This is a genomic window from Citroniella saccharovorans, assembly GCF_035481615.1.
In the GTDB taxonomy this organism is placed as follows: domain Bacteria; phylum Bacillota; class Clostridia; order Tissierellales; family Peptoniphilaceae; genus Citroniella; species Citroniella saccharovorans.
Map to the genome: position 1 here is coordinate 1,109,990 of NZ_JAYKOT010000003.1, position 20,747 is coordinate 1,130,736.

A 20,747-nucleotide genomic window follows, 5' to 3' on the forward strand; every position below is an offset into this window, starting at 1 on the left:
TTCACCCCCTATAAAAGGACTCTATTTTCACCATCTCTTTTTGTTATCTTTCTCTTATCGAGATCTTCAAGAATTAAAAGTGCATTCTTCCTATTTGAATTTGTTATATCTCTAGCTTCACTAAGGGAAATTTGTCCCTTATCTTTGATATATGATATAACTTTTTCTTCAAAAATTTTAATATCTTTGCTTCTTAAAACTGTATCTTCAAATTTAGTAAGCTCCTTTTTTGCTATTAAAGAATTTACGACTTCATTTATTTCTTGAGGATTAAAGTTACTATTTTTGAAGATTTCTGAAAATCTAGGTGCTTGCATTTTATATTCTTCTAGAGAGGATAAAAGTTTATTTTCTATCTCTTTTTGAGTCTCGCTTTGGCTTTCTTTAAAAGATGAAAGTCTTATAAATTCCTTATAGGTTTCTAGTTCAGTTCCATAACTAATAACACTTAAGAAAATATCGCTAACATTTTTTGGTAGTTTTGGAAAAATTTTACTTTTTATTTCCTCTTTAGTTATACCTGGTCTCAAGCTATATTTTTTATGATAATCCTTTGTTATTTGTATTGTCCTATTTGATAATTCCTTTAAATAATTATTATGAATAATATATCTATCTTTTTGAACTGAAGCATAAGTTATTTTTCCCTCTTCTTCAAGCTTTTCTAAAAGACTTATAATCGACTCTTCATCAATGTTTCTTAGCTTAACTAAATCATTTAAAGTAATAAAATTCCCTTTAGCTTCCTTTATAGTAGCTTCAAGTTTGTCTTTTTCAGATGATGATTCAAAAAGACTAATTAGTTTTAAGTCTTCTTCATTAAATCTTTTTTTCTTTTTTGGATTTGCATCTAGTACTCTTCCACCACCAATAGTTACAACTGGAGAAAATAATCTAATTATAAATCTATCATCTTCTTTACATACAATTTCTTCCTCAAGTCTTAACTGAGCTAGATATTCTTTTCCTCCCTCGCAAGTATCATCTTCAAGAAGAATGAGTCTTGCGAAAACTTCATTTGATCCTATATATAATCTAACCCTAGTCCTATTGTTTATCGTATATGGACTATCAATAATTTTAACTTTTACATCAAGCATGCTTGTAGGGATTAAAGAGTCTACTGGAGCAATTACAGAACCTCTTTCTACATCTTCCTTCTTTACTCCTTGTAAATTTAATGCAACTCTTTGACCCTTTTCAGCTTTTTCACTAGCTTTGTCGTGAACTTCAATACTCCTAACCTTTGTAATAATATTGTTAGGGTAAATTTCTACTTCTTCATTTACAGATATAGTACCTGAGATAAGTGTACCAGTTACAATAGTACCAATTCCAGATATTGAAAAAGATCTATCAACAGGAAGCCTAAAGATTCCACTTGTTACAGTTTCTTCCATATCTTTAATAATTCTATCTATTTCATTCTTTACTTCATCTATCCCAATATTTTTAACAGAATCCACTTTCAAAATATCTGCATTTTCTAAAAATGTGCCTTTTAGCTCTTCTTTTACATCAGATTCTACCAGTTCTAACCATTCTGGATCTACCATAGAGGTTTTTGTTAATGCAACAAAACCCTTTTTAATTCCAAGTAAATCTAAAATATGAAGGTGTTCCTTAGATTGAGGCATCATCCCCTCATCACAAGCAACAACAAGTATTACAAGGTCAATTCCAAAAGCGCCTGCAAGCATATTTTTAATAAATTTTTCATGTCCTGGAACATCAATTATTCCTGCTCTAGTTCCAGATGGAAGATCGAAAAAGGTAAAACCAAGATCTATTGAAATTCCTCTTTTTTGCTCTTCTTTTAATCTATCAGTATTTCTTCCAGTAAGAGCTTTTATTAAGGTGGTTTTACCATGATCAATATGTCCTGCAGTACCTACAATAATATTTTTCATATATTACGCTCCTAATAAATTTAAAGCCTTTGCAATTATTTCAAATTCATCATAAGATACAGTCCTTAAATCGATAATAACTTTTTCATTTTCAATCCTAGTTATTATAGGTATCTCATAGCCCCTCAAAAATCTTTCTATTTCAAAATCCTTATATACATCAGAATTGATTGCAAGAGCGCTGGATTCTAATTTTTCCCCTGGCATAGATCCTCCACCTACTTCAGATAAGGTATCAATAATATCCACATTTAAATTATTATTATCTATCATTGAGGCTAATTTTTCAGCTTTTTTTCTAATAAAATCTCTCTTTTGAATAATCATATTTAGTGTAGGTATTCTTTGAGTCGCAATATTTTCATCAAGATATAATCTTAAAGTTGCTTCAAGAGCAGCAATTGTAAATTTATCTACTCTTAAAGCTCTAGTTAGTGGATGAGTTTTTATCTTATCTATAAGGTCCTTTCTACCTACAATTACTCCAGCTTGAGGCCCTCCTAATAGTTTATCACCAGAAAAAGAAACGAGGTCTACCCCACTTTGAATTGAGTTTTGGATCGTTGGCTCATAACTCAGTCCATATTTTGAAAAATCTACCAAAACTCCACTACCTAGGTCTTCTATAATTAAAATATCATGATCTTTTTTTAGGCTTGATAAAGTTTTGTTGTCAACTCCCTCTGTGAATCCAACAATTTTATAATTACTTGTATGAACTTTTAATATAGCAGCCGTATCTTCATTGATAGCTTCCTCGTAATCTTTTAAGTGAGTCTTATTGGTAGTTCCTACTTCTATAAGACTACTAGCACTCTCTTTACAAACATCTGGAATTCTAAATGCACCACCAATTTCTATTAACTCTCCTCTAGATGTAATTACTTCTTTTCCTGAACAAAGAGCACTTAAAATGAGAAGAACTGCTGCTGCATTGTTATTAACAACCATGCTTGCCTCTGCTCCAGTTATTTTGCGAACTATTTCATCTAAGTGAGAATATCTAGAACCTCTTTTACCTTCATCCAAGTCATACTCCAAATTTGAATATGATGATGCCAAGGAAGTTAGAGAATCTACAGCTTCTTTAGCAAGAGGACTTCTTCCAAGATTTGTATGAATAACTATACCAGTTGCATTTATTAGTTTAACTAAATGATGTTTCTTTTTATTTAATATAGATTCTTCTACTAAGGAGTTAATATTTCTTATATTATTCATAAGAATATCTTCGTCTATACCAGATTTAATTTCTTGTCTTAAATCATCTAATACTTCTCTTATAGAATCTACTACAATTTTTCTAGAATTAAGCTTAATTAAACTTTTTATTTCTTCTTTTTCTATAACTTCATCCACTTTTGGAATAAGTTTAAATAAATTTCCCATTTTTCCCCTTTAATTTAAAATAATTTTCTTATCTCTTCCCTCAACTATCCTTCCAACAATAGCTGCTGGAAGCTTTGAATTCTTTAAATTTTCCATTGCCTTTTTCGCCTCTTCTTCAGGAAGAGATATTAGTAGCCCCCCTGAAGTTTGAGGATCAAATAATAGATCTATTACTACACTATCTACTGATCCAAGATCAACTAAACCCTTGCAATATTTTTTATTTGCATAGGTTCCCTCTGGTACTAAACCCATTTCCGCAAAAGACATAGCTTCTTCAAAATATGGAACCTTATCAACATCTAAAATACAGCTGACATCTTTTTGTAATACCATTTCCTTTATATGACCTAAAAGTCCAAATCCAGTTATATCCGTACAGGCTGATACTTTAAGGTCTTTAATAGCCTCAAATCCAAACTTATTTAATGTTTCCATGCTGAGTACAAGTTTTTTATAAGAGTCTGAATTTTCTTCAATTAATCCGCCCTTTAAAGCTGTATTCATAACTCCAACCCCAATAGGTTTAGTTAAAATCAAAACATCTCCAACATTTGGAGTATTATTTTTCAAAATTTTATCTGGATGGATAAAAGCTGAAACTGAAAGTCCAAACTTAGGTTCATCATCCTGAACAGTATGACCACCAATCACTAGGCACCCAGCTTCATCACACTTGTCATGAGCCCCGTGAAGTATTTGTTTTAATACCTCAGGCTCTAAACAATTTGGAAAGCAAACAATATTCATAGCAAGCTTTGGCTCTGTTCCCATAGCATAAACATCAGAAAGAGAATTTGCAGCTGCAATTCTTCCAAAAGTATATGGATCATCTACAATAGGAGTAAAAAAATCTAAAGTATTTACTAGGCAAATATCATCAGTTATTTGATAAACAGCGCAGTCATCAGCACCATCAATTCCGACAATTAATCTTTTATCTGTAATTTTTGGTAAATCTTTTAAAACCTCTTCTAGAACCTCCGGTCCAACCTTAGCAGCTCAGCCTGAAGTTTTAGTCATTTGCGTTAATTTAACATCTTTTAATTTCTTCATATCCTACCCTCTATCTTTTATATTATATCTGAATTAGATCTTTAAGCCTTTCAAAAGTTTTATCCCCAATTCCATTAATATTTTTAATATCCTCAATAGATTCAAACTTATTCTTTTCTCTATATTCTATTATTTTATCAGCCGTTTTAGGACCAACTCCTGGAAGGGTCATTAGCTCTTCCTTGCTTGCCCTATTTAAACTTACCTTTCCATTTTTATCTTTTGTATCATATAGGCCAGAAATTTGAAAATTATCTGAACTATTTTCATCTAAACCAAGTTTTTTGTATTCTTCTAGTGTATAAATAGTTACCTTCATCTCATCTCTTAACTTTAAAGCAAGATTAATTCCATCCTTATAAGCATTCTCGGTTAAACCTCCAGCTTTTTCAATTGCATCATTAACCCTATCACCATCTTCAAATTCGTAGATTCCAGGATTCTTAACCTCTCCAGATACGTGAACTATAATTTTTTCATTTTCATCTTCATCTGAACTTTTCTTTATGTTAATATCATTATCCTGAGTATTTTGATTTTTATTCGCACTATCATTTGAATAAAAAAAATTCATATCTTTATCGTTTCCATCAGTTAGAATATTTTCAGAATAATTATTAAATCCACCCTTAAACAAAAAGACAAGTAGGAATAAAACAAGCACGAAAAAAACTAAAATCTTATCACCATATTTCTTAAAATTCATAGCTTACTCCCAAACATAAATTTAAATGTTAAGAAAATTTAATATATTAATTATACCATAAAATAACTAATCTTCAAATATTAAAACTAACCTTGATAATATACTTTTAGAGCTTTTTCCTCTACCTTTATTGAAACAGGAAGATTTTCGCCCTTATCTCCATCTATATCAGTTTCTACAGGCTTCTTAGAAGAGATTTTTAAACTTTTAGCTTTGCGGTAAATTAGATTTTCATTATCTGAACTCTTTTTAAATGCCATATCAGAAAGTAATCCTACCTTTTCAGTTAATGAAGCTTCAGGCATAAGGAAAATATGAAGAAATCCATCGTCCATAGCCATCTTATACTCAGTTAATTCAAAATTTTCAAGTTTATCTGAAAGTAGAATTATAACATGGTGGAATAAGCCAGAAAATTCTTCGCCATCTATATCTATATCTAAATCATAGACTGAGTCATCTGCTATTTTTTCTATAATATTTTTTGCGTATGCAAGCATTTTAAATTTTGATTTTTCTTCATTTGAAACACTGTGAATAGCTTCTGGAACATCTCCTATAGAAAAAATCAAAGAAAACACAGAATCATTGACTACTCCCATATCCATTTCTTTTATTTTATCTAGGCTAAAATTCTCAATTGCTTTATCTTTAGCTTGATTAGACTGAAGAACTCTTGCAACTGCATTGAAAGTACCTCCAGGAATTACTCCTAATATTGGTCTATTTTCTTTTTCTATTGAAAGAATTCCTTTAAACACTTCATTTACAGTTCCATCTCCACCAATTACAAAAACAGAATGATAACTATCATAGGTGGAATTTTTTGCGAAAAGAGTAGCATCACCCTTTTCTTTGGTTCCCTTTATATCAATTTCATCAAAATCTTTTTCTAATCTTTCTTTAAATAAATTTGCAAGTTTTTCTCCATTTTCGCTACCTGCCATTGGATTATATATAATTAATGCTTTTTCCATTTCCTATCTCCTTAATTTTTTTCTAATATAATTATACCCATAATTGTAGGTTAGTAAAATAATATATTATAAATTTGATAATCAAAAAATAAAAAAGAACTAAACTTCAATTGGAATTCTGAAAATCCAATTAAAATTTAGTTCTCAACTTAAATTTTCTAAAAATAATCCTAATATAAGCAAGTTGCTTCAATCTCAATAACTGCATCTTTTGGTAATTTAGATACTTCTACTAAAGCTCTAGCTGGTTTATGATCCTTAAAAAAGTCAGCATAAACTTCATTAATTTCTCCAAATTGTCCAATGTCTTTTACAAAAACTCCAACTCTAGCAATGTTTTCTAATTTCAAGCCAGCTCCTTCAACTATCGCAAGTACATTTTCAAGAGATCTCTTTGTAGCTTCTCTAATATCAGTAACTAATTCTCCTGACTCAGGATTTATAGGAAGCTGTCCTGAAACAAGTAAAACTCCTGAAGCTTTAGTAGCTTGTGAGTATGGTCCGATTGCTGCTGGTGCGTTTTTAGTTTCTATAAATTCTAACATATTATTTTTCTCCTTCTTTATTTTCCCAAAGTCTTTCTAAATCATAGTATTCTCTTTGTTCTTTAGTGAATACATGAACTATTATATCACCATAATCCAAAAGAATCCAAGTACCTTCTCTAATTCCTTCAATTCCTACATGCTCATATCCTTCTTTGTAAAGTTTATCCTCTATCTCTTCTGCAATTGCCTTAGCATGATTTTGATTATTAGCAGTAGCTATAACAAAATAATCACATATAGCAAGATTTTTATCAATTTCAATAATTTTTACATCTTCTGCCAATCTATCTTGGCAAGCCTTTTCTACAATATCAATTTTTCTCAAATATTTCCCTCCAGTTTTTTTAATAAATAATTTCTTGACTCCAATGCCAAAGGATGTATAGTTCTATTTTCCTCTATTAAGTATATAATATTTGCATTTAAAGTCTCTAGCGTACCTAATGCTAAAGAAGTAAAAGCAGCTTTTTCAAGCTTTTCTCTCTCTTTATAAGTCCTTCCTGGTTCAAGCTTATCAGCTAAAAAAATAATATTTTCTAAATCAGAAGCCATTTGTCTACTAGTAGTATGAAATTTAATAGCATTTAAAATATCCTCATCATAAATATTAAATTTATCTCTAGCTAGTATAACTGCAAACGCTGCATGGCTAAGTTTTGGATAATTTTTAAGGTCTAAAATTTTAAATTCTTCAGTTTCAACTAAAGAATTTGAGAAGTTATCTTCTATTCCTTTTGCACAGTCGTGTAAAAGGGCTGCTATCTCAGCCTTATCTTCGTTTAATCCATAATATTTAGCAAGCTTTCTAGCGTATTCACTAACTCTAAAAATATGAGAAACTCTGGATTCTTTAATATTTTTTTTAAGAAAAGATACAATTTCTTCTTTTTTATCTACCATATAAACCTTCCTTCAAAATGAAATTAAAAACTTCACTAGGAACTTGATACCTTACCAAATTTTTATTAATTTTTAAATCACTTCTAATTTTACTTGATGAAATATCAATAAATGGAATTTGAACTAGATCAATTTCCTTTGAAAATTTCAATTGTTCCTTTTTATTTTCAATTCTGGACTTACCATCTAGGCTTCTATTTACAACTACAATTTTATTTTCTAGTAAAAAGTCTTTATAGTTATACCATTTTTCAATCTCCAAAAAAGAATCTTCACCCATAATGAAATAAAAATCGTAATCATACTTTTCCTGTAAATACCTCATAGTAAAAAGCGAATAATTTGGTTGTTTTAAAGAAGCTTCAATATCTAAAATCTCAAATCGTAAATCATCTCTAATCGCTAAATTTACCATTTTATACCTATTCTTAAAGTCTACCTGTAAACTGTCTTTATGGGGAGGATCATAGCTAGGAATAAAGAAGATTTTATCTAAATTTGTTTTTTCATATACAATTGAAGCTACTATAAGGTGACCAATATGGATAGGATTGAAACTCCCTCCATAAATTCCAACCTTATTCATCTAATACTTCCATGTGTAAATTTTTTATTACATCAAATGCTTTCTCCTGAATTTCTAAATCATTAGATCCTGTTAATTTTCTATTAACATAAATTCTTGACTCAGGAGAAAAAGCCTTAGCTAAAACCATATTTGAAATTACACAAATATTTGATACTAGGCCGCAAAACTCAATTTCATCATATTTTTTTTTCACCAATATATTCTGCGAGTTCTTTAGATCCAAACGTATATTTTATAAATGATTTTTTTCTCCTTTAGTAAATCTTTTATAGATCCATATAATTCATGGCCTTTAGTCCCAATTATGCAGTGTTCAATTGGTAGATTATGTCCTTCATTTGACTGTAAATAATTATCCTTGTGGGTGTCTAATGTATATACAACATCATCTCCAGCACTTAAATATTCTAACACTCTATTTTTTATAGGATCCTCTAATTCTTCTGCACCATCAAAACCTAAACTACCACTTACAAAATCATTCTGATAATCTACTACAACTAAAAGTTTACTCATCATTTTCTCCTTTATCGAAATATTTTAAATACTCCCCATAACCTTCTTCTTTCATCTTATCAAGTGGAATAAAATCAAGAGAAGCACTATTGATACAGTATCTTAAACCACCAAGTTCCTTTTTACCATCACTAAAAACATGGCCTAAATGGGAATTAGATTTTTTCCCTTTAACCTCAGTTCTTTTACGTGATAGCTTGTAATCATCTTTATATTCAAGAATGTTTTCTTCTATTGGTTTAGAAAAAGCTGGCCAACCACATCCTGATTCAAACTTATCCTTAGAAGAAAAAAGAACTTTTCTCGAAACTTTATCTACATAAATTCCTTCCTTAAAATTATTATTATATTGGTTTTCAAATGGTCTCTCGGTAGCACCCTTCTGAGTTACATCATAGCTTAATTTGTCTAATTTTTCAATATTTTCTTGTATTTTTAATTCCTCTGTTGTTTTAAAATCACTCAGATTAATATGGCAATATCCACCAGGATTTTTTTCTAAATAGTCTTGATGATAATCTTCAGCTTCTACTAGGTTAGAAATTTTATAAACCTCTGTAACTATAGGTTTATCATATTTATTTTTTATAGATATTATATAATTTAGTATTTTTTCCCTATCATTTTCATCTTCATAAAATATTGCTGACCTATATTGCCTTCCCCTATCATTACCTTGTTTGTTAATGGAAGTTGGATCTACAATTCTAAAAAAATGCATTAATAGATCCTCTAAAGAAACTTTTTTTTCATCATAAACTACTTCTACAGTTTCTGCATGGTCCGTTTTATAAAGGTTTCTATATTCAGTTTCAGAAGTTGTTCCATTTGCATAAACAGCTCTTGTAGCCAAAACTCCTTCAACTTTTTTAAAATATGCTTGTGTTCCCCAAAAGCATCCTGCTGCAAAATAAATTTTCATCTTTATCCTTTCTTTAATTTTTCCTAAATCTATTTAAAATTAAATCTACATTAGATTTTATACCCATACTAACTATAATTCCACAAGCTAAGAGTCCCGCTGTTGCTATAGCATAAATTCCTCTTAGAAAAGCTTCGTTATAATTTTCCATAACAATGTTATACATAGTAAAGTATAAACTCATTCCAGGAACAAGTGGAATTATACTAGGAATTATATAAACAGTGGATGGTAATTTATGCTTTTTAGAAAAAAATATAGCCATAGTTCCAATAGTTAGTGAGGCTAAAAATACTCCAAGATATTCTTTATCAATACTTCTTAATAAGGAATAAATAATCCATGAGACTCCACCAGTTAATCCAACTGCTAGAAGTGATCTAGGCGGAATATTATAGGCGTAAGCAAAAGAAACAACAGAAATCGCCATAATAACAAATTCAAAAATAATATCCATTTTATGCTCCAAAAAATACATTTAGTTTAATCATTATACCAACACCAAGGGCAAGAGCAATAGCTACAAAAATTGCATGAATAAATCCCACCATTCCACTAACCATATCCCCATTCATTATATCTCTTACAGCATTCGTCAAAGAAAGGCCTGGAAAAAGAATCAAAATAGAACCAACAATTACATTTTCTACCTTATCAATTAAGTTAAGTCTAGAAAATATAAGAGCGAAAATTGTAGCAATTAGACCACCAATTAAAGTTTCCATAAAATATTTTCTTCCACCAGCTCTTGTAACTCTTAAGAAAATTTGGCTAATAATAGTTGCAAAAAAGGCTGCCAAGAAGTCTTTAAAGCTTCTGCCTATAGTAAGTGTAAAAAGAGAGCAGCCTAATGCAGACATTATAGTTTTTTTATATTCACTAATTTCTTCAGAATTAATAATTTTTTCAAGTAAACTTTCTGCTAAATCTAGATTCATACTTGAACTTACAAATTCTCTTGATAAGCTATTTATTAGAGAAACCTTTTCTAGATTAACCTTCCTATCCTTAACTTTTTTTATAGCTGTGTAGGCCTTATTTTCATAATAAAATGTAATTAGTATAGATGAGTAAGTAAATACACACTCAGCTTCAGAAATATTTTTATTGGAATTTAAAATTCTTTCAACTGTATCTTCCGCCCTATATATTTCTGCTCCATTAATTATCATCTCGTTTCCAGCTTTAATTGAAAGTTTCATAAGTTTTTCTGCATCTTCAACTGATAATACTCTAATAGCCATTTTCCTCTCCTTTCCTATATAATAGCATATTTTATGCCTAAAAATAAATGGAAATTCAATAATGTAATTATAAATAAATTTTTTATTAAAAAACTGACCTCCGTTAGTTAGTTTTTTGGTCTAACTTTTGGGGGTCAGTTCACTAAGCCCGAGTTTAAATTTTATTTTTTCCCTTGACAAGAATTTTTATAAACGCATCCACTACATCCACAAGAGCAGGAATTATTCTTTTTATCTTTTCTTATTTTTCTTATAATTAAAAATATAATAAGAATTAATATACTAATAACTAAAATATTTCCTAAATTGTCTAAAATAAAATCCATTTAAGCCTCAACTTTCTTTAAAACTTTTCTTTCTCTTCCTCCAAAAGCTATGAAAAGTGCTGTAATTAAAACTACTGCAATTGCAATAACAGTCAAAGCATCAAATCTGCCCATAGTAAAGAATAGTCCTAATCTATAGAAAGAGAAAGCTACCAAATATGCAAAAGTCGTTTCATATAAAACTGCAAATAGTGTCCATCTTAAGTCGTTCATCTCTCTTCTTATAGCTCCAACAGCAGCAAAACATGGTATGCATAGAAGATTAAATATTAAAAATGAATAAGCTGCAAGTGGTGTAAATATATTTCTAACATTTTCCCAAACTTGCCATCCATTTTCAGCAACCTCATCAAAACCTCCAAAAACAACTCCGAAAGTTGATACAATGTTTTCTTTTGCTATTAAACCAGTTATTGTAGCTACAGCTCCTTGCCAATGTCCCCATCCAAGAGGTTTGAATATAAATGCAATAACTTTACCAAATTGAGCAAGAATTGAATTTTCCATTGCTACTTCTCCAAAACTTCCATTTTCAAATCCAAAACTTGTACCAGCCCAAACTAAAATAGTAGCCAGCATAATTATAGTTGCTGCCTTTACAACAAAAGCTTTTGATCTATCTATAGCTGATTTTATTACTCTTGTTAACTTAGGAAGATGATAATTAGGAAGTTCCATTATATATGGAGCTACTTTTCCCTTAAATCGTCTAGTATTTTTAAGAATTAGGCCCGAAACAACTACTGCTAAAACGCCAAGAATATAACTTGAAATTGCAACCCAACTTGATTCTCCAAAAACTGCACCTGATATTAAAGCAATAACAGGAAGTTTTGCTCCACAAGGAATAAATGATGTTGTAATAATAGTCATTCTTTTATCTTTTTCATTCTCTATTGTTCTTGAAGCAAGAATACCTGGAACTGAACAACCAGTACCTATTAACATTGGAATAAATGATTTTCCTGAAAGTCCAAATTTCCTAAAAATTTTATCCATTATAAATGAAATTCTAGCCATATATCCACAAGCTTCTAAAAATGCTAAGAATAAAAATAATACAAACATTTGAGGAAGAAATCCTAGTACAGCACCAACACCAGCTACAATTCCATTTATTACTAGATCTCTTAAAACTTCTGATACATTAATTTTTTCTAGAAATCTACTTAATACAATTGGAATACCTTCAATAAATGTTCCATAATCTTTAGGATCAGGCTCACTTACTTCTTTCATTTTTTCATAATCTTCATAAGAATAGGATTTTACTTCTTCTATCTCACCCTTATCATCACGGTGATTAACATCTAATTTAAGATTATTTTTGTTAGCTTCACTTAAACTATTTTTTTCAAAATATTCTTCAAAAGTGCCAACAACTTCATCCGCTCTAGTAAATTCTTCGCTAGCATCATCATATGCTTCTCTGCCTCTTCCAAATAGGAAAAATCCATCCGCAAATAGTCCATCATTTACGAAATCAGTCGCTCTTGTACCAACTGTTGAAATAGAAACATAATATACTAAAAACATTATAATAAAGAATATAGGTAAAGCTAAAAATCTATTCATAATAAACTTATCTATTTTTTCGCTAAATGTACTTTTTCCATTATTTGAATATACCAAGGAACCTTTTACTAATTGTTCAATTTGATTATATCTTGAGTCTGCAATTAAAGCAGCTGAGTCGTCATCGTATTTTTTTTCAATTTTACTTATTAAATCTTCAATATTTTTATAATCTTCGCTACTTAGATTTAATTTTGGTCTAATTTTATCATCATGTTCAATTAATTTAATTGAATAATATCTTTTTAATTTTTCCTCTTTATCGATAAATTTAGATATTTCCTCAATTAAATTTTCAATATCGTCATTAAATGTATGAATTCTCTTATTCTCTGTCCCTTTTAAAGATATCGCAATATCCATAAGTTTATCTATGTTTTCACCATTTAATGCTGATATTTTAATCATTGGATAAGATAATATTTTTGATAATTTTTCTTCATCTATACTAATCCTATCTTTAATCATCGCATCGTGAAAATTAATCGCAAGTACCATAGGCACGCCTAGCTCAGATAATTGTGAAGTTAAGTACAAGTTTCTCTCAAAATTAGTTCCATCTATTATGTTAATAACTACATCGGGTTTTTCTTCAACTATATAGTCTCTTGTTATTATCTCCTCTGATGAATAAGGAGAAAGTGAGTAAATGCCTGGAAGGTCAATAATTTCAACGCTGTGATCTGTTTTTAACTTTCCTGATTTTTTTTCAACAGTAACACCAGGCCAGTTTCCTACATATTGGTTTGAGCCTGTAATTGAATTAAATAAGGTAGTTTTCCCAGAATTAGGATTTCCTACTAATGCAATTTTCATATTTATTTCACCTCAATATTCTCAGCTTCTTTTTTTCTAATACTCATAGAGTAGTTTCTTAATTTTAATTGAATTGGATCACCAAGTGGAGCAAATCTTTCAATTTTAATTTTTGTTCCCTTTGTAATTCCCATGTCCATTAATTTTCTTTTATTGGCTCCCTTGCCGTGAAGCCTTATAACCTCAGATTCAGAACCGACTGAAAGTTCGGATAAAAATTTCATATAAACACCTTCTTTCTAGTTAGGCACACATAGCTGTTTCTAGTTTACAAAATTTAAAATAAAAAGTCAACACTTTTGATAAATATTATCATTAAATATGAAATATATATGCTATACTCTTTTTAAGGGAGTGAAAGCATTGAAAAGAAATGAGTCAAAAGAAGATTATCTAGAAGCGATTCTAGTTCTAAAAGAGCAAAATAAAGAAGTTGGGCAGATAGATATAGCTAAATATCTTGATTTTTCAAAACCAAGTGTTTCATTAGCCATGAAAAACTTATCAGAAGGCGACCTAATTGAAATTAAAACAAATGGAAGTATTGACTTTAAAGAAAAAGGTTATGAAATCGCAAAAGAAGTCTACGAAAGGCACACTATTCTAAGAAGCTTTCTAATAAAACTTGGAGTGAGCTTTAAAAATGCAGATACAGATGCTTGTCAAATTGAATATGTAATAAGTAATGAAAGTTTTGAAAAAATAAAAAAACTATACAAATCGCTTGAATAAAAAAAATTATCCCCTAGAAAGTAATAATTTTACTTTAGGGGAAGTTTTTTTATTTATAATCTGTTCTCTAATAAAATAAAAAACATCTAATTCTCATCAATAATAATAATTGAACATAAATAACCATCTTCTTGAAAAAGCTCAAAATGTCCATTATTTTTTTGAGCAATAATAGATACTATAGAAAGACCAAGTCCCAGACCTTCTGTAGATCTTCTTGCCTTATCAAGTTTATAAAAAGGAGATTTTATTTTTTCTAATTTGCTCGGATCAATAATTTCAGCTCTATTTACAACTCCTATGTATAGAGCTTTATTTCCCGTTGAAATCTTTCCTTCTAGAAAAGGAAATTTAGAAAGTAAATCTTCTTTATTAGAAAAAGCAAATACTGTAATTATTGAATCCTTAATAGAATATTTAATAGCATTCACTATTAAATTACCTAAAGCCCTATCAATAGATTCAACATTAATTTCAAACTCTCCATCTAAATTCTTATAAAACTTAATCTCCCTATCAGAGCTTATCCCAATATCTTCATATCCATAAGATATGGTATCCCAAGCCTCATCAATATCAACTAGTTCAAGATCTAAATCTGCCTTAGATGAAAGCATATTATAATTAAGTAAATCATCCAGCATCTTCTTCATAGAGTCAACCTTATCAATAACGGACTTTAATCTATTTTCATCATACTCTTTATTTAATATCATAAGCTCATTCATAGCCCTTATTGAAGTTAGTGGCGTCTTTAAATCATGATTAATGGCAAGTTGAAGGTAATTTTTTTCCTGATACTCTTTAGAAAGCTCTGCATTTTTTTCATTAATAGTTTTCTGAAACACATTAAATTTCTTAATAAGGTCTCCAATTTCGTCATTTTCGTATATTTTTATGCTTGCATCTTCATTAGTTGTAAGCTTCTCAAAAGATTTAGAAAGAATACTTAGCCTTGATAAAATTCTATCATCCACAAACCTACTAATTAGCTTATAAATTAACCTGATGTAAAAAGTAGTAAAAAATAAAATTAGAATATATATAAACAGCCTATTTGAAAAAAAATCTCTTTTATAATTTATTTCGTATATTGCTTTTATATTTTCACCTCTTTTAATAATATTCTTATAAATAAAGAAATTATCTTTTTCAAGAACTTCATCTAAATTTTTAAAATCTATAGTGTCATTTCTTTTTACTTCAAAATTTTCCTGATTGAAAATTAAATCTCCTCCTCCACTATAAATATAAATATTTAAATTTTTGTCTTGCTTAAAAGTACTTTTATAATATTCTATATTATTTTCATTTATAAGCCCTTTTTCAACAAGCTTAACATAACTATCTATTTTATCCATAGCACTTTTTTCATTCCTTCTTTTAAGCTCAGGGCTAGTAAACCACGCAAAAAAGCTTAAAATTAGAACAATCGGTATAAGTATAATGGCAAAATAAGAAAGCATTATAGTTTTTTTAAGTTTCAAATTCTCTCTCCTATAAATCTATAACCCTTGCCCCAAACTGTTTCAATTAGCTTAGGCTCTTTTAAATTTTCTCTTAATTTTTGTCTTAAGCTTTTCATGTGAACAGTAACAGTACTATTACACAGTTCACTATCATCTGCCCAAATAATCTTATATATTTCTGACTTATTGAATAGTTTTTTAGGATTTTTCATCAAAAGTAAAAGAATCTTTTCCTCAATTTGAGTTAAGTGTATCTCCTCATTTTTTATAAAAAATTGTGATGTATCTTTTATATACTTTAGGTCTCCATCATAGATTACTTCATTTTCTTCTTCACTATTAGTTAACTTGCCTGCATTTTTTAGGTGGTATTCTATTCTAATTCTAAGCTCAAGCAGGCTAAAAGGTTTAGTTAGGTAATCATCAGCTCCCAAATTAAAACCCTCAACTTTATAAGATGTTTTTGTATTAGCAGATATAATAATTACTGGAATATTTGAAAATTTCCTTAACCTATCTAAAAATCCATAACCATCTAGCTCTGGCATCATAATATCTAAAACTACAAGATCTACATCATTATTTTGAAAATCTTCTAAAGCTTCATACCCAGTAGAAGACCAAATAACTTTATATTCAAATTCTTTTAAATATTCTTTTATAAGTTTAGCAATTTCATAATCATCTTCTGCTATAAGTATAGTCTTCATAATATCACCTCTCTTTATTAAATTATACTACAGAAAAGAAAATTTAAAAAAAGATATATTATTTCTTAATATTTAAAAATTTATAGAAATAAAAAAAGCCATGAGAAAGACTCATGGCAAAATTTATTATAGTAAATATTCCATTGTATCTATTGAACTATTACCCATATCATAGAGTTTTCTATAAACTCCATTTTTATTCATAAGATAATTGTGACTGCCAGATTCAACTATTCCATCTTCTGTTAATACAATTATTTTTGAAGCATTTCTAATAGTTGATAACCTATGCGCAATAGTAATTGTAGTCCTATCTTGAGCTAAAATTTCAATAGACTTTTGAATTATTTTTTCACTAGTATTATCTAGTGCACTAGTAGCTTCATCTAGGATTAATATAGGAGGATTTTTTAAGAAAACTCTTGCTATAGAAATTCTTTGTTTTTGTCCTCCTGAAAGTCTAATTCCTCTTTGACCAACATTTGTATTAAATCCATCCTCTAGTTCCATAATGAAGTCATAGCATCCAGCTAATTTTGCAGCTTCTTCAATCTCTTTTTTGCTGGATCCAGGCTTACCATACTCAATATTTTCATAGACTGTTCCTGAAAATAAATAAACATCTTGCTGAACCATTCCTATGTTTTCTCTTAAAGATTTTAAGTCCAGATCTCTTACATCTTTTCCATCAATTAGTATTGCGCCGCCCGTAACATCATAAAATCTTGGAATTAAATTACAAATTGTTGTTTTACCTCCACCACTAGGTCCAACAATTGCAACTGACTCTCCAGCCTCAACCTTTAAAGAAATGTTATCTAATACTAATTCACTACTATCACTATAGGAAAAAGAAACGTTTTTAAGTTCTATATCTCCCTTAGGATCTTTTAAAATCTCAGCATTTTCTTTATTTTTAATATTTGGCTTTTCATCCATTATCTCAAAAAATCTTTCAATACCTGTAATTCCTCTTTGGAACTGTTCTGTGAATTCTACAATTCTTCTTACGGTATTTAAAAGAGTTGTTACGTAAAGGACATATAGAACAAGGTCTCCAGCTTCTATTTTCCCCTTATACATCAAATATCCACCAAGAACTATAACTGTAAGGTTCATAAGTGCATCAAAAATTCTATTTACAGAATGAAAACCAGCCATATATTTATAAGTTCTTTTTTTGATATTTAAAAATTCATTATTATCCTTTTCAAATTTTTCTCTTTCTAAATCCTCATTTGCGAAAGACTTAACTACCCTAACTCCAAGCAGTGAATCTTCTATAGAAGAATTAAGTTCTCCTATATGAGCCCTTTGATCCATAAAACTCCTTTTAAGTTTTTTTCTAAAGCTTGTAGATAAGATAATCATCAAAAATATAAGAATATAAATTATAAGAGTTAAAACTATATTTGTCCTGATTAATATTATAAAAGATATTACAATTTTTATAAAACCAATAAAAAACTCTTCAGGACAGTGATGAGAAAATTCTGTTATATCAAAAAGGTCTGATGTAATCCTAGCCATTATAGACCCAACCTTAGTGTGATTATAAAAATTATCATCTAGAGTTTGTAGATGCTCAAAAAGATCTCTTCTCATATCCTTTTCAATCCTAGCTCCCATTACATGCCCTATGTTTTGCATATAATATTGAGCAAGTATTTCAACTAATCTTAATAAAAGGTAAAGAAAACCGAGCTTACCAATTAAATTAATGGTAAGCTCCTTAGTATTATTTAATCCAGTATTAGTTAAAAATCTAAAAATCATAGGAAAAACTAGTTCGCAGACTGTTGTTAATGCTGCAAGTAGTAAATCCAAACTTAGAACATGTTTATATGGTGAAAAGTATGGAAGAAATCTACGAATTGAATTTTTATTATTTTTTTTATCCTTCAAAAAATTCCCCCTTAAAACTAATTAAAAACTTTTTCAAGTAAATTATTATAATTGATTTGATCTTCTGCAAATCCCCATGAATTTACATACCATTTACCATCTTCAGGTAAATAAGTTAAATTAAAACCAGTTACTTGTTCAAAAACTTGTGGTTCGTATCCATCTTCTACACTGCCACCTTCAGGATATTCAGATGCTATATAAGATAATACCCCAACAATTCTAGCTGTTTTTGTTCCGTCTTCGTTTGCACTAACTTTAAATGTATCTCCATCATATTTTACATATTTATATTGTCTAAAATAATGAAGTCCACTTTCTATACCATTATTTATAATTCCCCTGGTTGTAGAAATTTCAGGTTCAATAATTGTAGTAAATCCATCCATTGACATAGAATTCCTAGCAGCCTCATCTTCTACGAGCATTTTATTTATTAGACCCATAACTTGATCCATTTCTGGCTTATTATTTTGGTCATCCTTAACTATCTCTAAATTTTGCTCCTTATTATCTCCAACTAAAACCTCTTGAGAAAAATAAACTTTGCCATCAATTTCTTTTCCTATTTTGATTTTAGTATCTGCTTTGATGTTTTTTCTTTCAATTTTATTAAAATCATCAATAGTAAGACCGCTTGACTGACCATCAATATATACAATAGAGCTAGTATCGCTACTAGTTATTATATACTCTATTCCTTCTGTATCTGTGGATTCAGCTGTTGGCTTATCAGGCTTATTAGTATTACTACTAGTCTCACTAACATCAGTAGAATTATCAAATTCAACACTGTTAAAATCTAAACTTAAAGTGCCGTCCTTGTATAGAGGGCTTAGACTTGAAAGACTTAGTGTACCCTTCTTTCCATTTCCTTCAAAAGAATAAATTCCAGGTAAAAGTTTTAGGTTTGCTGATAGCTGTTTATCACCAATCTTATATCCATCAAAATTTGTAAACAAAATATTTACTGGATCTACAACTACCCTATATTTATCAAAAAATATAAATTGTTTTCCAACATTTTCTAACCTATATGGTCTAGTTGATTTATAAGATTTATCGATTGTAAGTTTGTTAGAATCTTCTTTTAAAGCCCCTACAACATTTGATCTATAAATTTGGTCCTTATTTAATAGTGATTTAAAGGCTAGAATCTCACCATCTTCTATTTTTGAATCTTCACCAGATTTTACTAACAATTTTTCCATATCGGCAATCTTCTCACTTTGTATAGCACTTTCAAAATTTGTGATTACCCTTTTCTTATTTGAAACTGAACTAAATGTTGCAAATAATATTGAAATAACTGCTAAAAAAGTAAGAATAGGGATTAGAAGTTTATTTAGAATAGAACTAGATTCTTCCCCATCACTATCTGAACTATCTGAAAATAAATTTTTTACAAAATGTTTATTATTAGTTTCTTTTTCATTTTCACTTTCTTTTTCATTTAAGCTGTAATTAGACTTTTTATTTTGATTTTTAGCAGCTTTTTTAGTCTTAATAACTTTTCTTTGCTCAAATTTTTCATTATCTTCATTAAATAATTCATCTTTATCATAGAGCTTACTTGAAGTATCTTCTATATCAACTGACTCTTCAACTACATCTTCTACATGATTAAATGTGTCGTTAATATTCTTAGAGTTATTAATTTGATTTTTTTTGTCTTCTGAAAGAATATGTCTAGATTCAAAATCTTCTTCGTAAGCTGAGAGGTCAGGCAAAAAGGCTGTTTCATCATTTTCTAAAGCTTTTTTATTATTTGATTCACTCTTTTGTTTTTTTAAGCTATCCTTACCTTTTTTTATGCTTTCCTTTTTGTCTTCAGTAATTAAACCTTCTCCCTCTAATTCTTCATCAGATCCAAAGAAAAGTGATTTAAAAAAAGATTTTCCCTTTTTTTGTTCTGTTTTTTCATCTAAGTTTTCATTATATAGCTCACTATATGGCTTGCTATAATCAAACTTTTCCTTGTCAAATTCTTCATTTTGAATAGGAGGCTTCTTTTCTTCCTTAGATTCTTCCTTAGTAGAAAGTCCAGTTTCAGGTAATTTTGTGCCACATTTTTTGCAGAATTTGTCTTCGGCCTTATAGTGATAACCACAAGATGGACAAATTAATGCATCTCTTAGCTCATTTTTCGCCCCGCAAAATTTGCAGAATTTATCCTCTTTATTAATTTCTTTATTACAATTACTACACTTCATCCCCATCATCCTCTTCATCTAAAAAAAGATTTTTAATTTTTCCTAAAAATCCTTCTGTTTTAGGCCCTTCTCCACTATCAAAAAGGCTAGATTTTTCAGCAATTCTTAGCATGTTTTCTCCACAATGAGAACAGTAATTACCCTTAATATCTTTACCTGTTTTACTGCAAAATCCTTCATGATAATAATCTATATTTAAATCTAAATTCTCTCTACTTCCGTCTTTTGTGTTATAATTCATAAA

General features: G+C 29.2%; 23 protein-coding genes. 1 reads left to right on the forward strand and 22 read right to left on the reverse strand.

What is annotated here, in order from left to right:
• Window positions 1-8: 8 nt before the first annotated feature.
• The 17 genes from selB to VLK81_RS08005 all read right to left on the reverse strand — a co-directional run bounded on the left by selB (window position 9) and on the right by VLK81_RS08005 (window position 13,698).
• Complete coding sequence (selB, locus tag VLK81_RS07925; RefSeq protein ID WP_324620088.1) at window positions 9-1,910, reverse strand: selenocysteine-specific translation elongation factor; 1,902 nt, start codon at window positions 1,908-1,910, stop codon at window positions 9-11.
• Window positions 1,911-1,913: 3 nt separating this feature from the next.
• Entirely contained in the window at window positions 1,914-3,299 is a 1,386-nt protein-coding gene (gene selA, locus VLK81_RS07930) for an L-seryl-tRNA(Sec) selenium transferase (protein WP_324620089.1), read from the reverse strand.
• Window positions 3,300-3,308: 9 nt separating this feature from the next.
• Window positions 3,309-4,355, reverse strand: a complete 1,047-nt coding sequence (selD, locus tag VLK81_RS07935) for a selenide, water dikinase SelD (protein ID WP_324620090.1) — start codon at window positions 4,353-4,355, stop codon at window positions 3,309-3,311.
• A 22-nt stretch (window positions 4,356-4,377) separates the two neighbouring features.
• A complete protein-coding gene (locus VLK81_RS07940; RefSeq protein ID WP_324620091.1) occupies window positions 4,378-5,061 on the reverse strand; it encodes a DUF655 domain-containing protein in 684 nt (227 codons plus the stop codon).
• A gap of 86 nt (window positions 5,062-5,147) precedes the next feature.
• Window positions 5,148-6,038, reverse strand: a complete 891-nt coding sequence (locus tag VLK81_RS07945) for a diacylglycerol/lipid kinase family protein (RefSeq protein ID WP_324620092.1) — start codon at window positions 6,036-6,038, stop codon at window positions 5,148-5,150.
• A gap of 170 nt (window positions 6,039-6,208) precedes the next feature.
• Window positions 6,209-6,583, reverse strand: a complete 375-nt coding sequence (locus VLK81_RS07950; RefSeq protein ID WP_324620093.1) for a Rid family detoxifying hydrolase — start codon at window positions 6,581-6,583, stop codon at window positions 6,209-6,211.
• Between the two features lies 1 nt (window position 6,584).
• Window positions 6,585-6,911 (reverse strand): ribosome silencing factor, encoded by a 327-nt coding sequence (gene rsfS, locus VLK81_RS07955; RefSeq protein WP_324620094.1) that lies wholly within the window; start codon window positions 6,909-6,911, stop codon window positions 6,585-6,587.
• Window positions 6,908-7,486, reverse strand: coding sequence for a bis(5'-nucleosyl)-tetraphosphatase (symmetrical) YqeK (gene yqeK, locus VLK81_RS07960; protein ID WP_324620095.1), 579 nt, complete (start codon window positions 7,484-7,486; stop codon window positions 6,908-6,910). Before yqeK ends, rsfS begins: the two co-directional genes overlap by 4 nt.
• Window positions 7,476-8,072, reverse strand: a complete 597-nt coding sequence (gene nadD, locus VLK81_RS07965; RefSeq protein WP_324620096.1) for a nicotinate (nicotinamide) nucleotide adenylyltransferase — start codon at window positions 8,070-8,072, stop codon at window positions 7,476-7,478. The genes yqeK and nadD overlap by 11 nt, the downstream gene beginning before the upstream one ends.
• Window positions 8,065-8,268 carry a hypothetical protein gene (locus VLK81_RS07970; protein WP_324620097.1) on the reverse strand — a complete coding sequence of 68 codons (204 nt, stop codon included), beginning with the start codon at window positions 8,266-8,268 and terminating at the stop codon, window positions 8,065-8,067. The genes nadD and VLK81_RS07970 overlap by 8 nt, the downstream gene beginning before the upstream one ends.
• Before the next feature lie 20 nt (window positions 8,269-8,288).
• Window positions 8,289-8,591 carry a cysteine hydrolase family protein gene (locus VLK81_RS07975; RefSeq protein ID WP_324620098.1) on the reverse strand — a complete coding sequence of 101 codons (303 nt, stop codon included), beginning with the start codon at window positions 8,589-8,591 and terminating at the stop codon, window positions 8,289-8,291.
• Window positions 8,584-9,513 (reverse strand): peptide-methionine (R)-S-oxide reductase MsrB, encoded by a 930-nt coding sequence (gene msrB, locus VLK81_RS07980; protein WP_324620099.1) that lies wholly within the window; start codon window positions 9,511-9,513, stop codon window positions 8,584-8,586. The genes VLK81_RS07975 and msrB overlap by 8 nt, the downstream gene beginning before the upstream one ends.
• Before the next feature lie 13 nt (window positions 9,514-9,526).
• Window positions 9,527-9,970, reverse strand: coding sequence for a threonine/serine exporter family protein (locus VLK81_RS07985; protein ID WP_324620100.1), 444 nt, complete (start codon window positions 9,968-9,970; stop codon window positions 9,527-9,529).
• 1 nt (window position 9,971) lies between these two features.
• Window positions 9,972-10,757 carry a threonine/serine exporter family protein gene (locus VLK81_RS07990; protein WP_324620101.1) on the reverse strand — a complete coding sequence of 262 codons (786 nt, stop codon included), beginning with the start codon at window positions 10,755-10,757 and terminating at the stop codon, window positions 9,972-9,974.
• 161 nt (window positions 10,758-10,918) lie between these two features.
• Entirely contained in the window at window positions 10,919-11,083 is a 165-nt protein-coding gene (locus VLK81_RS07995) for a FeoB-associated Cys-rich membrane protein (protein WP_324620102.1), read from the reverse strand.
• Entirely contained in the window at window positions 11,084-13,474 is a 2,391-nt protein-coding gene (feoB, locus tag VLK81_RS08000) for a ferrous iron transporter B (protein WP_324620103.1), read from the reverse strand. It lies immediately after the preceding gene.
• Window positions 13,475-13,476: 2 nt separating this feature from the next.
• On the reverse strand, window positions 13,477-13,698 hold the full coding sequence (locus VLK81_RS08005) for a FeoA family protein (protein WP_324620104.1): 222 nt from the start codon (window positions 13,696-13,698) through the stop codon (window positions 13,477-13,479).
• Between the two features lie 139 nt (window positions 13,699-13,837).
• On the opposite strand from VLK81_RS08005, the gene VLK81_RS08010 reads away from it, so the two are divergent.
• Window positions 13,838-14,206 (forward strand): metal-dependent transcriptional regulator, encoded by a 369-nt coding sequence (locus tag VLK81_RS08010; protein WP_324620105.1) that lies wholly within the window; start codon window positions 13,838-13,840, stop codon window positions 14,204-14,206.
• A gap of 86 nt (window positions 14,207-14,292) precedes the next feature.
• On the opposite strand, the gene VLK81_RS08015 is transcribed toward VLK81_RS08010, so the two are convergent.
• From VLK81_RS08015 to VLK81_RS08035, 5 genes are all read right to left on the reverse strand, one after another.
• Entirely contained in the window at window positions 14,293-15,693 is a 1,401-nt protein-coding gene (locus VLK81_RS08015; protein WP_324620106.1) for a sensor histidine kinase, read from the reverse strand.
• A complete protein-coding gene (locus VLK81_RS08020; RefSeq protein ID WP_324620107.1) occupies window positions 15,690-16,385 on the reverse strand; it encodes a response regulator transcription factor in 696 nt (231 codons plus the stop codon). The genes VLK81_RS08015 and VLK81_RS08020 overlap by 4 nt, the downstream gene beginning before the upstream one ends.
• A gap of 126 nt (window positions 16,386-16,511) precedes the next feature.
• On the reverse strand, window positions 16,512-18,290 hold the full coding sequence (locus VLK81_RS08025; protein WP_324620108.1) for an ABC transporter ATP-binding protein: 1,779 nt from the start codon (window positions 18,288-18,290) through the stop codon (window positions 16,512-16,514).
• A 17-nt stretch (window positions 18,291-18,307) separates the two neighbouring features.
• Entirely contained in the window at window positions 18,308-20,503 is a 2,196-nt protein-coding gene (locus VLK81_RS08030) for a zinc ribbon domain-containing protein (protein ID WP_324620109.1), read from the reverse strand.
• Window positions 20,493-20,744: a hypothetical protein gene (locus VLK81_RS08035; protein ID WP_324620110.1), complete on the reverse strand. Its 252-nt coding sequence runs from the start codon at window positions 20,742-20,744 to the stop codon at window positions 20,493-20,495. Before VLK81_RS08035 ends, VLK81_RS08030 begins: the two co-directional genes overlap by 11 nt.
• Between the last annotated feature and the right edge of the window lie 3 nt (window positions 20,745-20,747).

Coding starts and splice junctions, on each gene's coding strand:
- VLK81_RS07985 (WP_324620100.1), bottom strand. CDS start 9,970: ATGGATATTATTTTTGAATTTGTTATTATGGCGATTTCTGTTGTTTCT.
- nadD (WP_324620096.1), bottom strand. CDS start 8,072: ATGAATAAGGTTGGAATTTATGGAGGGAGTTTCAATCCTATCCATATT.
- VLK81_RS08020 (WP_324620107.1), bottom strand. CDS start 16,385: ATGAAGACTATACTTATAGCAGAAGATGATTATGAAATTGCTAAACTT.
- VLK81_RS07940 (WP_324620091.1), bottom strand. CDS start 5,061: ATGAATTTTAAGAAATATGGTGATAAGATTTTAGTTTTTTTCGTGCTT.
- yqeK (WP_324620095.1), bottom strand. CDS start 7,486: ATGGTAGATAAAAAAGAAGAAATTGTATCTTTTCTTAAAAAAAATATT.
- VLK81_RS07990 (WP_324620101.1), bottom strand. CDS start 10,757: ATGGCTATTAGAGTATTATCAGTTGAAGATGCAGAAAAACTTATGAAA.
- selA (WP_324620089.1), bottom strand. CDS start 3,299: ATGGGAAATTTATTTAAACTTATTCCAAAAGTGGATGAAGTTATAGAA.
- VLK81_RS07975 (WP_324620098.1), bottom strand. CDS start 8,591: ATGAGTAAACTTTTAGTTGTAGTAGATTATCAGAATGATTTTGTAAGT.
- VLK81_RS08035 (WP_324620110.1), bottom strand. CDS start 20,744: ATGAATTATAACACAAAAGACGGAAGTAGAGAGAATTTAGATTTAAAT.
- selB (WP_324620088.1), bottom strand. CDS start 1,910: ATGAAAAATATTATTGTAGGTACTGCAGGACATATTGATCATGGTAAA.
- VLK81_RS08005 (WP_324620104.1), bottom strand. CDS start 13,698: ATGAAATTTTTATCCGAACTTTCAGTCGGTTCTGAATCTGAGGTTATA.
- VLK81_RS08030 (WP_324620109.1), bottom strand. CDS start 20,503: ATGAAGTGTAGTAATTGTAATAAAGAAATTAATAAAGAGGATAAATTC.
- feoB (WP_324620103.1), bottom strand. CDS start 13,474: ATGAAAATTGCATTAGTAGGAAATCCTAATTCTGGGAAAACTACCTTA.
- VLK81_RS07945 (WP_324620092.1), bottom strand. CDS start 6,038: ATGGAAAAAGCATTAATTATATATAATCCAATGGCAGGTAGCGAAAAT.
- msrB (WP_324620099.1), bottom strand. CDS start 9,513: ATGAAAATTTATTTTGCAGCAGGATGCTTTTGGGGAACACAAGCATAT.
- VLK81_RS07995 (WP_324620102.1), bottom strand. CDS start 11,083: ATGGATTTTATTTTAGACAATTTAGGAAATATTTTAGTTATTAGTATA.
- VLK81_RS07950 (WP_324620093.1), bottom strand. CDS start 6,583: ATGTTAGAATTTATAGAAACTAAAAACGCACCAGCAGCAATCGGACCA.